Annotated in this window: 14 protein-coding genes; 8 read left to right on the top strand and 6 right to left on the bottom strand. The window is 52.5% G+C overall.

The window, feature by feature from the left end; all coding sequences use genetic code 11:
• Window positions 1–2: 2 nt before the first annotated feature.
• On the top strand, window positions 3–752 hold the full coding sequence (locus tag ACWI0H_RS10310) for an NAD(P)-dependent oxidoreductase (protein ID WP_485876091.1): 750 nt from the start codon (window positions 3–5) through the stop codon (window positions 750–752).
• Window positions 753–766: 14 nt separating this feature from the next.
• On the opposite strand, the gene ACWI0H_RS10305 is transcribed toward ACWI0H_RS10310, so the two are convergent.
• Window positions 767–1908, bottom strand: a protein-coding gene (locus ACWI0H_RS10305) for an IS3 family transposase (RefSeq protein WP_485873610.1) whose coding sequence is annotated in 2 segments (ribosomal slippage) — window positions 767–1647 and window positions 1647–1908 — 1143 coding nt in all. Because the reading frame shifts where the segments join, the coding sequence is not laid out codon by codon here.
• 37 nt (window positions 1909–1945) lie between these two features.
• Between ACWI0H_RS10305 and ACWI0H_RS10300 the strand changes: the two genes are divergently transcribed.
• Entirely contained in the window at window positions 1946–2113 is a 168-nt protein-coding gene (locus ACWI0H_RS10300; protein WP_485876089.1) for a hypothetical protein, read from the top strand.
• Between the two features lie 133 nt (window positions 2114–2246).
• On the opposite strand, the gene ACWI0H_RS10295 is transcribed toward ACWI0H_RS10300, so the two are convergent.
• Both ACWI0H_RS10295 and ACWI0H_RS10290 read right to left on the bottom strand, forming a co-directional pair.
• Window positions 2247–3035: an SDR family oxidoreductase gene (locus tag ACWI0H_RS10295; protein WP_485876087.1), complete on the bottom strand. Its 789-nt coding sequence runs from the start codon at window positions 3033–3035 to the stop codon at window positions 2247–2249.
• Between the two features lie 29 nt (window positions 3036–3064).
• Window positions 3065–4201, bottom strand: coding sequence for an iron-containing alcohol dehydrogenase (locus ACWI0H_RS10290; protein WP_336269007.1), 1137 nt, complete (start codon window positions 4199–4201; stop codon window positions 3065–3067).
• 249 nt (window positions 4202–4450) lie between these two features.
• Here ACWI0H_RS10290 and ACWI0H_RS10285 point away from each other — a divergent pair, with 249 nt between their 5' ends.
• Genes ACWI0H_RS10285 through ACWI0H_RS10265 form a run of 5 tightly spaced genes read left to right on the top strand, consistent with a single transcriptional unit; the run spans window position 4451 to window position 9396 of the window.
• Window positions 4451–5425, top strand: coding sequence for a tripartite tricarboxylate transporter substrate binding protein (locus ACWI0H_RS10285; RefSeq protein ID WP_485876085.1), 975 nt, complete (start codon window positions 4451–4453; stop codon window positions 5423–5425).
• An 11-nt stretch (window positions 5426–5436) separates the two neighbouring features.
• Window positions 5437–5907, top strand: a complete 471-nt coding sequence (locus ACWI0H_RS10280; RefSeq protein ID WP_485876084.1) for a tripartite tricarboxylate transporter TctB family protein — start codon at window positions 5437–5439, stop codon at window positions 5905–5907.
• Window positions 5908–5910: 3 nt separating this feature from the next.
• Window positions 5911–7425, top strand: a complete 1515-nt coding sequence (locus ACWI0H_RS10275) for a tripartite tricarboxylate transporter permease (protein WP_485876082.1) — start codon at window positions 5911–5913, stop codon at window positions 7423–7425.
• Window positions 7422–8468 (top strand): Ldh family oxidoreductase, encoded by a 1047-nt coding sequence (locus ACWI0H_RS10270; protein WP_485876081.1) that lies wholly within the window; start codon window positions 7422–7424, stop codon window positions 8466–8468. The genes ACWI0H_RS10275 and ACWI0H_RS10270 overlap by 4 nt, the downstream gene beginning before the upstream one ends.
• Before the next feature lie 34 nt (window positions 8469–8502).
• Window positions 8503–9396, top strand: a complete 894-nt coding sequence (locus tag ACWI0H_RS10265; RefSeq protein ID WP_485876079.1) for an NAD(P)-dependent oxidoreductase — start codon at window positions 8503–8505, stop codon at window positions 9394–9396.
• Window positions 9397–9417: 21 nt separating this feature from the next.
• Here the strand turns inward: ACWI0H_RS10265 and ACWI0H_RS10260 are convergent, their stop codons facing one another.
• Both ACWI0H_RS10260 and ACWI0H_RS10255 read right to left on the bottom strand, forming a co-directional pair.
• Window positions 9418–10383: a GntR family transcriptional regulator gene (locus ACWI0H_RS10260; RefSeq protein ID WP_485876078.1), complete on the bottom strand. Its 966-nt coding sequence runs from the start codon at window positions 10381–10383 to the stop codon at window positions 9418–9420.
• 47 nt (window positions 10384–10430) lie between these two features.
• Complete coding sequence (locus tag ACWI0H_RS10255) at window positions 10431–11960, bottom strand: UxaA family hydrolase (RefSeq protein WP_485876077.1); 1530 nt, start codon at window positions 11958–11960, stop codon at window positions 10431–10433.
• Window positions 11961–12430: 470 nt separating this feature from the next.
• Here ACWI0H_RS10255 and ACWI0H_RS10250 point away from each other — a divergent pair, with 470 nt between their 5' ends.
• Window positions 12431–12619: a hypothetical protein gene (locus ACWI0H_RS10250; RefSeq protein WP_339883383.1), complete on the top strand. Its 189-nt coding sequence runs from the start codon at window positions 12431–12433 to the stop codon at window positions 12617–12619.
• Between the two features lie 177 nt (window positions 12620–12796).
• Here ACWI0H_RS10250 and ACWI0H_RS10245 read toward each other — a convergent pair whose 3' ends face one another.
• Window positions 12797–15463: a bifunctional acetate--CoA ligase family protein/GNAT family N-acetyltransferase gene (locus tag ACWI0H_RS10245; RefSeq protein WP_485876076.1), complete on the bottom strand. Its 2667-nt coding sequence runs from the start codon at window positions 15461–15463 to the stop codon at window positions 12797–12799.
• Between the last annotated feature and the right edge of the window lie 96 nt (window positions 15464–15559).

The following is a 15559-nucleotide window of genomic DNA, read 5'->3' as shown; positions in this document are numbered from 1 at the left end:
AAATGCTAAATATTGGCTTTATAGGACTTGGCTTGATGGGCCAGGGTATGGCCACCAACCTTATTAAGCATAATTTTCCTTTGACTATCATGGCGCATCGAAATCGTGCACCAATCGAAGCACTATGTCAGTTGGGAGCAAACGAGGCAGGAACTCCTGCTGAAGTTGCCTCACGAAGTGATTTAGTTTTTGTCTGTGTCAGTACCAGTGAGCAAATGGAAAACATTACTCTGGGCACTGAGGGTCTTCTTGCTGGCGCGAATCCTGGTTTAATTATCGTCGATTGCTCGACATCGCTACCTCAATCGACACAACGGTTATCCGCGAGTATCGAAGCCGCAGGATGCCACCTGCTAAGAACGCCAAAGGAGGCACGCGAAGGACGCCTCAATGTCATGGTGGGAGGTAGCCAAAAGATAGTGGACCAGGCCTGGCCAGCCATAGAAGCCTTTGCTGAAAATATATTTCATGTTGGAGAGCTAGGTTCAGCGCACAAACTCAAACTGATCAATAACTATTTATCGCTTAGTGCCGCCGCCTTAGCAGCGGAAGCCGCGGCCATGGCAGCAAATATGGAGGTTGATCAACACAAGTTATATGAAGTTTGTTCGCAAGGTGGCGCCAATAGCGCCATGTTTAACGCTGTGATGCCCTGGGTGCTTGAAGCAGATGAAACGCGCTTGCGCTTTAGTTTGGGCAATGCCGGTAAGGACATGGGTTATTTAAGCGAAACGATTGTTCTGGTCAAGTGAGAGCGGACACATTTTCAAGCCGCAGCTGCCAGTTCGATCTCCCTCGGTGACTGGTAGCCGAGGGTCGAGTGGAGCCGGCAGCTGTTGTACTCCATCTCGATATATTCGACGACATCGCGCCGTGCTGCCTGGCGGGTCCCATATCGCTGGTCAGCCAGCCACTCGCTTTTCAGTGAGCCGAAGAAGCGCTCCATGACGGCATTGTCCCAGCAATTCCCCTTGCGGCTCATCGAGGCCTGGAACCCGTGCCGATCCAGCGTGGCTCGGTAGTCATGCGATGCGTACTGACTGCCGCGGTCGCTATGATGGATCAACCCGCTCTTGGGCTGCCGCCGCCCTACGGCCATCTCCAGGGCGTCCAGAACCAACTCCGTGCGCATGTGATCCGCCATCGCCCAGCCCACCAGCTGCCGGTCGTGGAGGTCGAGCACCGCCGCCAGATAGAGCCACCCTTCCAGCGTCCAGATCGCGGTGATGTCGGCCACCCAGGCTCGGTTCGGTTCCGTCACCATGAATTGGCGGTTCAACAAGTTAGGCGCCACCGGCAGGGTGTGCTGACTGTCGGTCGTATGACGCCAGCGTCGCCGCTGTCGTGCCTCTACGCCGGCTTTCCGCATCAGGCTGCGAGCCTGGTAACGGCCGACATCGTAGCCGCGGCGGCGCAGTTCTCTGGCCAGGCGGCGGCTGCCATAGCTGCCACGCTTCTGGAGATGAATCTCTCTGACCTCTCGGAGTAGGGCCTGACGAGGGTCATCAGAGCCACGCCGTCGCCAGGCATAGAAACCGCTCCGGCTGACCTGCATGACTCGACACAACACGGCCACGGGATAGGTGGCCTTCTCCGACTCGATAAACTGGTATCTCAGCTCGACTCTTTGGCGAAGAAGGCCGCCGCCTTTTTTAAAATATCCTTTTCAATCTGAAGCTTACGAACTTCTGCGCGAAGCTTCTTGATCTCGGCGTCGCGATCATCCTCCTGCCGCCCCGGGGTGCCGGAGACCTGCTGACGGTGCTTGCGGCACCAGCGGTCCAGTACGCTGCGCTCCACGCCAAGGCGCCGGGCGGCCTCGGATACGGAATACCCCTGATCGATCACCAGGCTCACCGCATCCGCCTTGAAGTCATCGGAAAACCGACGTCGAGTCTTCTTGGTCATGAACACCTCCACTGCCTCCATTATGAGGCTTATCGGGGTGTCCGCTCCAATTGGACCACTTCAGATCGCGGCATCTGGTTTCGAGAGCATGATGCTGCCTGCCTTACGCGAGGTATTGAAGCAAGCTGAAAACACACTGGGCAACGACCAGTATGTGCCTCGGCTTTACGACGCCAGCATGTTGCGAAATAAGCAAGATCTGTAAACCGCCTCATTCGGCGAGTCGACATTGGAAGGCTACTAATTAAGAGCAGGCGCAACATCGACGTGCCGATTACACTTTAAAGAAGCTCGCCACGTCGATGTTATTGGATTGCGCTATTCACCACACGTGTTGCTCAATACGTTCCTGGGTAACTGCCACCATCCAGCAGTATATTTTGTCCGGTCATGTAACCGGCCTGAGCGCTACACAGAAACGCACAGAAAGCGCCAAACTCTTCCGCCGTGCCGAAGCGCTGCGCAGGGACTTTTTGGCGAAAGGAATCCCGGACGCTTTCGTATTCCTGGGTGGACGATTTTGCGACGTTTTGATGAGTGCTCTTTAAGCGATCAGTATCAAATGAGCCGGGCAATAAATTATTGATGGTGACATTTCGCCCGGCAAGCTGAGGCTGACGCGCCAACCCGGCTATAAATCCCGTCAACCCGCTGCGGGCACCATTGGATAGCCCCAAAATATCGATGGGTGCTTTAACGGCTGCTGAGGTGATATTAATCACCCGGCCAAAGCCCCGTTCCGCCATGGCGTCTACCGTTGCCTTGATGAGCTCAATAGGCGTGACCATATTGACATCGACAGCGTCTAACCAGTCCTGTCGTGACCAATCTCGGAAGTCTCCTGGTGGAGGGCCACCGGCATTATTCACCAAGATATCTATTTGCGGACAAGCAGCTAACGCCGCTTGGCGTGTCGTTTCTTGTGAAATATCCCCCGTCACAGTGAGCACCGTCACATCAGGGTTCATTTGCCGTAAATGCACCGCCGTCTTTTCCAGTAACTCGGAGGAGCGTGCGTTGATAACCACATTCACTCCCTCCATTACCAACGCCTCGGCACACCCCTTTCCAAGACCCTTGCTTGCGGCACACACCAGTGCCCAACGACCTGCAATACCTAGTTCCATTTTCTACTCCTGTTTCGCCAGTGATCGATTTAGAGGGATTGCTCAAGCATCCACTGATAATCCTGTTCACTCGCAATGCGCGGGTTCGTTTTGTGGGTGTGATCAGCCAAGGCGCCTTTAATGATTCGAGGGAATAACGCTTCAGACACGCCCAATTCCGCTAACCCCATGGGTAAATCGAGGCGCTTAGTCATGTCTGTAATAGCCGGGCCAATATCAGCGGGGCTACTGAGCTGCATCGTCTGGGCAATGCGCTCGAGCTTTTGCTCATGCTTTACAGACTCACAGCTGGAATTAAATTCGATCACTGCTGGCAGGAAAATGGCGTTAAGCGTGCCGTGGTGAAGCCGCGGATTAATACCGCCTAACGAATGACTCAAGCTATGTACGCAGCCTAATCCTTTCTGAAAAGCCATCGCCCCCTGCATTGAGGCACTCATCATATTCATGCGTGCTTCCCGATCACCGGGGTTGCGCGTCGCCTTCTCAATATTCAGCCAGCCGCGGCGCAGTCCATCCAACGCGATGCCGTCGGCAGGAGGATTAAAGGCCGCCGACATGAACGTTTCAAGGCAATGGGATAAGGCGTCCATCCCCGTGGCTGCCGTCATTTGAGCGGGCAGACTCAACGTTAATTCAGGGTCGCAAATAGCAGATTTAGGTACCAGGTGGGGTGATAACAGGCCAACTTTACGCCCATCTTCCAGGATCAGAATCGCCCCGCGGCCTACTTCACTCCCGGTGCCTGCCGTCGTTGGAATTGCGATAACAGGTGCCGTGGCAGCGGTAATTCGCTCTGAGCCTCCTTCAACCACCGCAAAGGATTTCAAAGAGCCTTCATGGGTACCGCAAATAGCCACGCCTTTAGCAAGATCAATGGAGGAGCCGCCACCAATGGCAATGATGCCATCGAAACCACCCTCGCGGTATTGCGTAACGGCTTGACGCACGGCGGCCTCATTGGGGTTGGGAGGCGTTTGATCATAAATGGCCGGATTAGGATCACTTAAATGCTTTAGCACTTGGTCGACAATACCCGCGGCCCGCACTCCCGCATCAGTCACCACCATAGGGCGCCGAATACCTAGACGATCGCACTCTGACTGCAGCAGCGAGGCAGCCCCGAAATCAAATTGAATTTGAGTAACATAGTTGATTATTGCCATTTCAGTACCTTTGGAATTGTTAGTGTTTTTAGTAATAACTTACTCTCGCACTGCGAACAAGCCTGACGAGGCAACACCACAAGCAGGTATCGCGATGCATCATTCCGGCCCATTCCCGCATTAATAAAGCCAAACAAGACGGGTCAAAATAGAACTAAAGTCTACAAAATATGATTATTGAACACAATGGTCGTTAATGCTAGATTTGTTTTGCCACTCGACAAATACACAAAAACCGATACTCATAAAATGATCACCAAAACTAAATCGCTCAAGCGCATTACTGCTCTACTGCTACTCACCGCATCCAGCTCTGTGCTGGCGGCCTACCCTGAAAAACCCATCACTATCATCGTTCCATGGGCCGCAGGTGGCGGCACAGACGCGACCGCGCGCACTATTGCCGCTGCGTTAGAAGAACAATTGGGCCAAACGGTGAATGTGGTTAACCGTACCGGTGGTAGCGGTGTTGTCGGCCACAGTGCCATGGCGAGTGCAAAACCGGATGGTTATACCCTGGGTTTGGCTACCGGTGAGCTCAATATGATGCACTGGCAAGGCCTGACCGACCTGACTTATGAAGATTTCACCCCAATCGGCCAGATCAACTTTGATTACGCCGGCATTCAAGTAGCCGCCGATGCGCCTTACGATTCAGTCCAAGAACTCGTAGATGCTATTGCTGAGCAACCCATGGGCACCTTTAAAGCCTCAGGTACAGGTCAAGGTGGCGTATGGCACCTAGCCTTTGCAGGCTTCTTAATGGATCAGGGGCTTGAAGCCAACCGTGTTATCTGGATCCCCAGCCAGGGCGCGGCGCCAGCAATGACGGAACTCGCTGCCGGTGGTATCGATATTGTGCCGAGTTCTGTTCCCGAAGGTCGCTCGATGATCGAAGCCGGGCGTGCCAAAAGCCTTGGCGTAATGGCACCAGAGCGTATTAACAGCTTCCCCGACGTCCCTACGATTAATGAAGCGATCGGAAGCGATTATCTCGTCGGTGAATGGCGTGGCATCACCGGTCCTAAGGGGATGGATGAGGAAATCGTAGCGACCCTTGAAGAAGCGCTAGAGGCCGCTTACAACAGCGATACCTATCAAGACTTCATGGCTAAACAAGGCTTTGGTACTGAGTGGCGCAATGCCGAAGAGTTTGGTGAGCTGATGGTCGAAATGGATGCTGTGTATGGAGAAATTGTTAAGAACGTTGGGCTGAGTCAATAAGGGGCTAAGCAATGAGAGATCTCCTCTTGGGACTAGCCTTTATGCTGCTTGGCGCCGTTGTGTTAACTGTCGCTAGTCAGTACCCGACGATGGCAAGTCTTCAATATGGTCCATCTCTGTTTCCCTCCCTCATTGGGGGAGGGTTTCTCATAGGGGGCCTAGTACTTTCGGCAACACAGCTACCTACGCTAAAACGCCAACTGTCAGGCACCGATGCGAAAGTGGAAAATATCTTCGACTTACGTTCCGTGCTTGTCTCGCTCCTTCCAATAGCACTCATTATTTTTTATATATTCGCGAGCGAGTTTCTTGGTGCGGCCCTCTGCCTAGCCATCATTATGTTCGTGCTTATGCTGGTGAGAAAAACTTCCCTACCTTTAGCACTGCTGGTCTCCTTCGTCGCGTCGCTCACAATTTATTTCCTATTCTCGCGATACCTGCTGATCCCCCTTCCTGAAGGGCTACTGAATTTCTGGGGTTAGATTATGGAAGCATTCCTGTTAGGGCTGCAGCTCGTCTTTAATGTAGAAACAATGCTGGTTATCTTTGCGGCCGCCATATTTGGTGTGTTCGTGGGAGCGGTGCCAGGGCTAACCGCCACAATGGCGGTTGCACTCTTGGTACCGATTACCTTCTACATGGATCCGACCCCCGCTATCGCCGCCATTGTTACCACATCGGCCATGGCTATCTTTGCTGGTGATATTCCAGCTACGTATTTAAATATCCCCGGCACCCCTTCCTCAGCTGCCTATGTTAACGATTCACATCTGTTAGCACATAAAGGGCGAGCACGAGAAACGCTGGGAATGAACTTGATCTGTTCGGTATTTGGCGGTCTATTCGGAACACTAATACTGGTCTTTGTCTCACCTTCATTAGCTGAAGTGGCACTCCAGTTCAGTTCTTTTGAATATTTCTGGCTGGCGCTACTGGGGCTCAGTTGCTCGATTTTTATCTCTATTGGCTCCAGGGTTAAAGCATTTCTCTCTTTGATGATCGGTTTACTGCTCTCGACGGTTGGTCTGGATATGATGAGTGGCGCCCCCCGCTTCACCTTCGGCATTCCAGACTTAATGGGAGGTGTTAACTTTATTCCGGTAATGATCGGCATGTTCGCACTCAACGAACTAATGCTGTTTTATGGTTCACGCAATGAGGGCAGAGAGCTGCCTTATTTATCCAAAGATAGCGTTTTCAAGCAGGCACCAAAGCATATAAAAGCTTATTGGCCGAACATGATAAGAGGGAGCTCGATTGGAACCCTGATTGGCGCACTTCCCGGCGCGGGGGCTGACATTGCGGCGTGGATCTCTTATGCCGTTGGCAAAGGCCGCTCTAAACAGAAACAGAACTATGGTACCGGTCATGTTGAAGGCATTGTCGATGCCAGCTCCGCTAATAACTCGGGAATCAGCGGCGCTTGGGTGCCGGCCTTGGTATTCGGGATTCCGGGTGACTCGATAACCGCCATAGTGATCGGCGTACTCTATATGAAAGGTATGAATCCTGGCCCCACCATTTTCATGGATGGCACCGGCTTGATCTATGCCCTTTTCATCGTGTTCTTTCTTGCCAATTTAATCATGCTACCGATTGGCTATGCGGCGATAAAATCTGCCAAGGTATTCATCTTAACGCCCCGCAAAATCCTAATGCCGATCATCTTATGCTTCTGCATTGTAGGCGCCTTCTCCATCAATAATTCGATTACTGATGTATGGATTATGTTGCTGATCGGCTTTATCGCCTCAATTCTCGCCCGATGTGACTTTCCCATGGCGCCAGCGATTCTTGGCTTGGTGTTAGGCACGACATTGGAAAACAGTTTTATGAGCTCAATGCTAAAAAGCAATGGCGATCTACTTAGCTTCTTTTCCCGCCCTATTAGTGCAGGTCTAGGTGCCCTCGTTATTTTGCTATGGCTCTCTCCGTTATTAGCCATGGCCTATAAAAAACTCAAAAAAAATAGCCACAACAAAGCGCCGAGGATTTCATGAAACGCTATACAAAAGCTTGGTTGGAAGAGGTACTGGTTAACCTGTTTATGGAGGCTGGCGCTTCTCGTGAAGTAAGTGAAACGACCAGCAACATCCTTATTGAAGGGGATTTGCTAGGTCATCACACGCATGGCATAAAACTGGCTAACGGCTACTTAAGAGATTTGAAATCTGGGCATGCAAGCGGTGATCACACCGCGATGACCTCAAAAGAGATCAGCTCAGTCGCTGCCCTTGTTGATGGCCACTATATTCTTGGCCCCTACTTAGTGCAAAAAGCGCTGGAGCGCAGTGCTGCTGCGGCACGAGAGTCTGGGATTGGTATTGTAAGTATCAAACGCTCACACCATATCGCCTGTTTGGCGTCGTACTTACAGCCTTTCGTCGAGCAAGGCTTGATGCCGATCATTATGACCTCTGATCCAGCGGTGAAATCGGTCGCCCCTTATGGAGGCGTTTCGCCAGTTTACACACCGAATCCTATTGCAATGGGCATCCCTAGTCGCGTCCAACCGATCATGATGGACGTCAGCATGTCGACCGTCACTAACGGCAGCGTGGGTAAAGCACACGCTGAGAAAACCAAAATGGCGCATCCCGTCATCCTTACCAATACGGGGCTTGCCAGCGACGATCCAACGGATTTTTTCAGCGACCCGCAGGGTAGCATCCTGCCGCTCGGTGGTCAGGAGTTCGGTCATAAAGGGTTTGCGATGGGGTTGATGGTCGAGGCCCTGACCTCGGCATTAGGCGGCTTCGGTCGTAAAGACGAGCCTAGCGGCTGGGGAGCCTCTGTCACGGTGATGGTGATCGATCCCTCGCTATTCGCAGGCACAGATGCGTTCCTCGATGAAACAGATCATTTAGTTAACGCCTGCCTGAGCTCTACCCCCGTCGATCCACAACGCCCTGTGCGCATGCCAGGCCAAGCGGGCCTTAGCCGACGCAAAGAGTATCTCGAACTGGGTATTCCGCTGCCTAACGATGTCGTGGCAGAGCTGCAAAAGGCGATTGATGACTCGTCCCTGAAAAACGCCAAATAGAAGGATCAAAAACAACGTAAAGGCGACACGCATTATGAAAGACAAGCAGATAACAGTAGGCTTTATTGGCACCGGCATTATGGGTGGCCCGATGGCCGCAAATCTCTCGAGGGCAGGCTATCAGGTAAGCGCCTGGAATCGCACCTTTGATAAGGCGCAAGCTCTTACCTCGATAGGCATAGCGGTAAGCGAGACTTTCCAGCATGCGGCTGATCAAGCAGACGTTGTGGTGGTCATGCTAAGTTCGGGGCCTGTCTGCGATGAGGTGATCCATGGCCCCAACGGGCTTTTGGCATCAATGAAGCCACACAGCACACTGGTGGTAATGAGTTCGATCCCGGTTGACACTGCTCAGCAACACGCCAGGGCCGCTGCAGAGCGCGGGATTGGTTATCTGGATGCCCCCGTGTCAGGAGGTGAACAAGGCGCCAAGAATGGTAATTTAGCGATTATGGTTGGCGGTGAAGAGGAAACCTTTAAACGGACCAGCGCGCTACTTAACGTTATGGGTAACCCCGTTCATGTCGGCCCAGCGGGTACCGGGCAATTGGCAAAGTTAGCCAATCAATTAATCGTCGCCAATACGATCGCCACTGTCTCAGAGGCGGTGCTTCTTGCAGAGCGCGGCGGCGCTGATCCCGCTAAAGTTCGCGAGGCACTGTTAGGTGGTTTTGCGGACTCCACCGTACTGCGCGCTCATGCCCCCCGTATGATTGCCAATGACTTCGCACCGGGTGGCCCCGCCAAATGGCAACTCAAAGATACCCAAACGGCCATTGCGCTCGCCAAAGAGCTGTCGCTTGACCTGCCCGTAACATCGCTGGTGAATAGCTTGTTCACGGACCTTGTTGCCCATGGCGACGGAGAGCTCGACCATAGCGCCTTGATTCGAGAACTCAGACGCCGAAACGAAATGCCCCTCGATTAACGACGCAAACTACCTTTATCGTTAACGCAAGTAATCGGGAATGTCGAGAACGCCGTGGTCACGAAAATCGCTAAGACGCTCTTGAACCTTGGCTTCGGAGCCTGCCAAGTGAGCAGAGAGCGCTTGGCTAGCTTGCTCGCCCTCTTTATGACGCATTCTGTCGAAGATTTTTAGATGGTCATGAAAGAACGGATCTTTGTCTGGCAGTGCCATGCTCGAGCCCAGCAGGTGCTTGCTCATAAGCAGGACAGGATGAGTGCGTCTTAGCATGTTAAAAATTTCTTGATTGCCCCCCATGCTCACGGTTCTGTAGTGCAGGTCGCTTTCAAGTTCATCCAGTGTCGCGCCTTCGACATTAGGATATTTCGCCGCTGTCTGCTCTAACTTCTCAATGAAATGGGAGATTTGTTGCTCGGGCATACTCTGCGTAGCCCTGGCAATCATAAAGGGCTCCAACTGCCTACGCGCTTCATAAAGGTTATGCAGTCGATCATTGTCCAGCGGCACAATGGACCAACTGGTGTACTTCACTTTTTCAACCACCCCAATGGACTGCAGATAGAGTAGAATTCGATGCGTAATCGTACGGCTGACACTGTATTTTCTTGCCAGTTGGAGCTCGTTGAGCTCGAACCTGCCCTTCATCGAACTCAATACAACATCGTGTTCCACAACATCGGCTATAGCGCGCCAAGTGTCTGTGCGCTCAATCTTGGCATCATCACCCAACGCACTGAAATCGGCCGCGGTTAGATTCCGTCTGATAGGTTCACCGGCCGCTGCCCCCACCAAGTAACCACGGCCATCGAAACGACAAATTAACTGCTCATCATGCAGTCGACCTAACGTCTGACGAACAGGAGAGCGGCTCATTCCGAATATTTCTGCAATATTGCCTTCGAGTAGCACTAAGCCTGACTCAAGGTGGCCACTGTTGATACTTCGCTTAAGCGCCTCGTAAAGCTGGTCTTTTAACGACTGCGACATTCAAGCCACTCATTACATAGGTGTTAGTTAAGGGTTATATAGGGCCGTTAAGTAACGGCACCCACCATCCACGGCACAAATTCATTGTTACCATAACCCAACGATTCACTGGCACTCTGCTCGCCCGAGGCAATCGCAATGATTTTCTCAAAAATATGCTCGCCCACTTCTTCTACTGTGGCGGTACCATCGACAATGGTGCCACAGTTAATATCCATATCTTCGAGAATGCTTTCATACATCTGCGTATTGGTTGCCAGCTTAATACACGGCGCGGGCTTGAACCCGGAGACAGAGCCACGCCCCGTGGTAAAGCACACGACGGTTGCGCCTGAAGCAATCTGACCCGTGACGGATACCGGATCATAGCCAGGGCTATCCATAAAATTAAAACCTGGCTCTTTCAACGGCTGGGCATACTCAAGCACGTCATTAAGGCTCGAAGAACCACTCTTAGCCACGGCGCCCAGCGATTTTTCAAGAATGGTGGATAACCCCCCTGCTTTATTTCCAGGTGAAGGATTATTGTTTAATTCAGCTCCATTGATCTGCGTGTAGTGCTTCCACCACTCGATCCTTTCCAGCAGCTTACGCGCAACGTCTTCATTGATGGCTCTATCTAGCAGCAAATGCTCGGCACCATAGATTTCAGGCGTTTCACTCAATATAACGCTACCGCCATGCTGGACGATAAGATCCGCCGCATGTCCCAGAGCGGGGTTGGCGGTAATGCCAGAATAACCATCTGACCCACCACACTGCAGTGCCACGGTAAGGTGGCTCAACGGGGCCGGGCGTCTCTCGGCATCACGGTAGTCATTCGACATTTGACGGATTTTTTCCGACGCCTTCTCAATGCTCGCTCGGGTACCGCCAGCGCTCTGAATATTAAAGTAAAATATTCTTGATGTATCGGTCAGTCCATACTTTTCAACCAGTTGCTTAACCTGATTAGCTTCGCAACCTAAACCAATAATAAGCACAAAAGCAAAATTCGGGTTGATCGCATAGCCATTCAATACCCGTTCAAGGAATGCAAACCCCTCCGACTCCGTATTCATTGCGCAGCCTGAACCATGGGTGACCGGCACGACGTCATCAAAGCCTAATGCCTCAAACTCACCGCTAGCATTGAGACGCTCTGCAACCACTTTTGAGACCGTGGCTGAACAGTTCACGGTGGAAAGAATGCCAATATAGTTGCGGGTACCTACTTGGCCATTTGCACGATGGTAGCCATTAAAGGTGCGCTGACTGTCAGTCACTGATGTTCTTGGCGCTGGCTTGAAATGCTCAAGTGATGTGTCACGTTCCAACATAACAATATTGTGTGTATGCACATGCTCACCGGCCTCGATACGCCGCGTTGCCAGCCCAATAATTTGACCATATTTGAAGATGGGCTGTTCTGGCTCAATGACCGTTAACGCAACCTTATGACCAGCATCAATATTCTCATGGGCAGTATGCTGATCATCGTCAATGGGGTAGCCCTTCGGAACAGCCCTGCTCGCCACGCCAACGTTGTCATGATGATGCAACCTAATGACCGCAGGTACACTATTGATAAGCTCCATTATTTTCTCCCTAGCCTCTTAGACGTTTGCAAATCACTCAGTACCCCGCCATCAGCCCTTTCACCAGCGCGTTTAGAATTGTTGTACTGGGCATATTATACTATCGTCGAGCTAATGATCATTGTGTGCAATATTCAATCAAGGTCAGTTTACTTTCTCTCGAAGCGCATGTCGATAGCTATAAAACAGAGCGATAAAGCTGGTTAGCCACACAGGTATCAAATGAGTTCTCTGCTACGCTTAAGGAGCAAAAAAGGAAGATTAAGGGCATGACCGCATAGAGAATAGTGAAATAGCACATGGATGGCTGAACACTTAGCCTGAGGTAGATTGAAGTAGAAAATTAGGAACTCAGAGGAATGCGGCGCGTCGAATATTGTTACATACCCTAGTCCGTCTTGAACGGCTTGGACTTAACACCAATGCTATAACGAATATGCCCCTAAGCAATTAGGTACCAGGAGGTTCGCATGAGAAAATGGATCGTAATGGCAGTCGTCAATTGGCTGCGTAAGCCAGCAAACAGACAGAAAGCCAAGGACGCTTGGAAAGATGTTCGTGGTCGCAATGATGCAAAGCGGACGCCGCCACAGCCGCAGGCTACCCCGCGCGATACAACAGCAAAGCGCCCTGGCAATACCTTCAATAATCGTCCTTAAACGCTAGGCAACTTGGTTTGCATAGGTGGGATATCTGACACTTCCACAGAAGATTAAGTCGCTAGTACGCAAACGCCCCGCTGGCATATCCAGCGGGGCGTTTGCGTACTAGCGGTACTGATTGCTTGGCGCTAACGCGGGAATCTTCTCTACACCCCAGTCAAAGAGGTAGTGGCGTTACAGATTAAGCACGACCATGACGGTATCCGTCTCATCATTGGCGGGCTGAACCACGAAGCCAAACTCTTTCGCCATTTCCCGCATGGCATGGTTTTCTCGCAGAACATCGGCAAAGACCTGCTGAAAGCCACTTTCACGCGCATAGTCGATCATTTGCTGCATAAGCCGATAGCCAAGCCCGGTGCCCTTCATGTCACTACGCACCATGATCGCAAACTCCGCCTTTTCTTTGTCGGGATCGGCAGATAAGCGGACAATACCCACGATTTCCTGCTTATTTGGCGGCAACGCAACAAACGCCATTTCCCGATCATAATCGATCTGAGTCAGCCGGGCGGCGAAGGCATGGTCGAACCGCCGGATGGCGGCAAAGAAGCGTAGCCGCACATCATCGGACGTGGAATGACGAAGCATTTCCACCAGCGCACCTTCATCTTCGGGTCGAATGGGGCGCAGTGAATAACGTTGCCCATTGCGTGTTTCGATAGTTTGCTCAAGTTGCTGCGGATATGGGCGGATAGCAAACGGAGGCCGCTGTTCACGGTCGGCCTTGACCACGATGCGCGCATCCAAGGCAATCACTCCGCTGGCATCGGCCAGTAGCGGATTGATATCCAGTTCAACCACGCGATCCAGATCGCTGATCAACTGTGACAGTTTAATGAGGGTGAGAGAAATCGCCTCCAAGTTGGCCGCAGGACGGTCACGGTAGCCGCGCAGCAAACGTGAGATACGTGTCGCCTGGATCATTTCTTGTGCTAGCAGCGGGTTGAGTGGCGGGAGACCCACCACCCGGTCACCGATTAGCTCTACTGCCGTGCCTCCCTGGCCAAACATAATAATCGGCCCGAAAACGCTATCTTCCGCAACACCTAAAATCAGCTCATGCGCCCCAGGGCGACGAATCATCGGCTGTACATTAAAACCATCTAACCGCGCCTCAGGCGCCACTTGGTGAATCGTCGCCAGCATATCTTCGGCCGCCTGTGCCACCGCACCGGGCGAGGCCAGGTTCAACTGTACTCCGCCACTATCAGACTTATGCGAAATATCACGCGAGAGGATCTTCAACACAACCGGAAAGCCCAACTGCTTTGCTGCTTCACTCGCCTCTTCCGGTGTATGCACAGCGATGGCAGGGACGGTTGGAATCCCATAAGCTGACAATATTGCCGAGGCCTCTGGCTCGGTTAGCACGTTGCGCTCATCTTTAAGGACTTGGTCAATAATGGCGTTCGCGCTGGCTTTATCGATGGTACCGCCAGTGGAAATGGGCGGTGGCGTTTCCATCAACGTTTGCTGGTTTCTCCAGTAGCTGGATAAGTGCCAGAAGGCCCGGATGGCCTGCTCAGGCGTTTCGTAAGTTGGAATTTTTTGTGCAGCAAACAAACGGCGGGCCTTAGCTGGCGCCCCTTCTCCCAGCCAACAGGTAAGAACTGCCGGGCGTTTTGACCCCAGGGTATCAACCACCGCTTGGGCAGCGTCCAGGCTATCTGCGACCGCTGTGGGGCAGTTCATAACAAGAATCGCATCCGCTTCCTTCTCATTGAGTAAGGCTTCAAGTGCACTTGTGTAGCGCTCCCCTGGCGCATCACCGAGGATATCGACGGGATTGGCATGCGACCACGTGGATGGCAGCACACTATCCAAACGCGCAAGTGTCGCTTCAGAAAGCTCGGCCAAGCGCCCCTGCATCTCGGCCAGTTCATCAACTGCCAGCACACCAATTCCTCCTCCGTTGGTGAGAATAGCTAGCCGGTCGCCTTTAACGTGGATACCGGTGGCCAGAGTGCCTGCGGCTTGAAACAGTTCGTCAAGTGTATTGACCCGCAGCATGCCTGCACGCCGAAACGCTGCATCGTAAACGGCATCAGCGCCCGCCAGCGCCCCGGTATGCGATAGTGCGGCTTTGGCGCCAGCATCGCTGCGCCCTGCTTTGACCACCACCACAGGCTTATTGCGTGAGGCCTTGCGAGCCGCCGATAGGAATTTGCGTGCCTCAGTAATGGCCTCAACATACAGCAGAATGGAATGCGTCTTGGGGTCGAGGGCGAGGTAGTCGAGCATATCGCCGAAATCGACATCGCTCATCGAACCGAGGGACACCACATGCGAAAAGCCAATCCCCCGCGCTGATGCCCAATCGAGAATAGAAGTGGCCACTGCGCCAGACTGCGTCACGAAGGCGACATTCCCTTTTTGGGGCATAATATGCGCAAAGCTGGCGTTGATCCCCTGGTGCGGTGCCAAAATCCCCAAGCAATTAGGGCCAACAATACGCATCAAGTAAGGCTTGGCTGCATCAAGCATCGCCTGTTTGAGCACTTGGCCATCGGCATGCTCTCCCTCACCGAAGCCCGCGGTAATCACTACCGCAGCCCGGCACCCACGCTCGCCGAGCTCGCGAATCAGCCCGGGAACCGTATCTGGTGGCGTCGCAATAATGGCCAAATCAGGCGCTAGCGGCAGCTCACTTACCGTATGGTAGTTGAGAGCCGAGCGGATAGCCCGCTCACTTGGGTTTACGGTCAGGATCGGCCCTTCGAATCCGGCATCAAACAAGTTGCGCGCCAGCACAGCACCTACTGAGCCTGGGCGATTGCTGGCACCAATCAAAGCGATCGTGGTGGGAGAAAACAACGCATCTAAATTGCGAATTGACATTGAACATCTCCGTTTAGCAATGGCAGGTCAGTGCGGCGTACTGTGCAGACCTCAATGTTAGCTAAGGAAGCAGTATTACAGTTCAATCGCCGTTCT

The organism is Halomonas sp. NYA30 (assembly GCF_976980765.1).
Note: the sequence above shows the minus strand (reverse complement) of the source record. Positions and strands in the feature narration are given on the sequence as shown.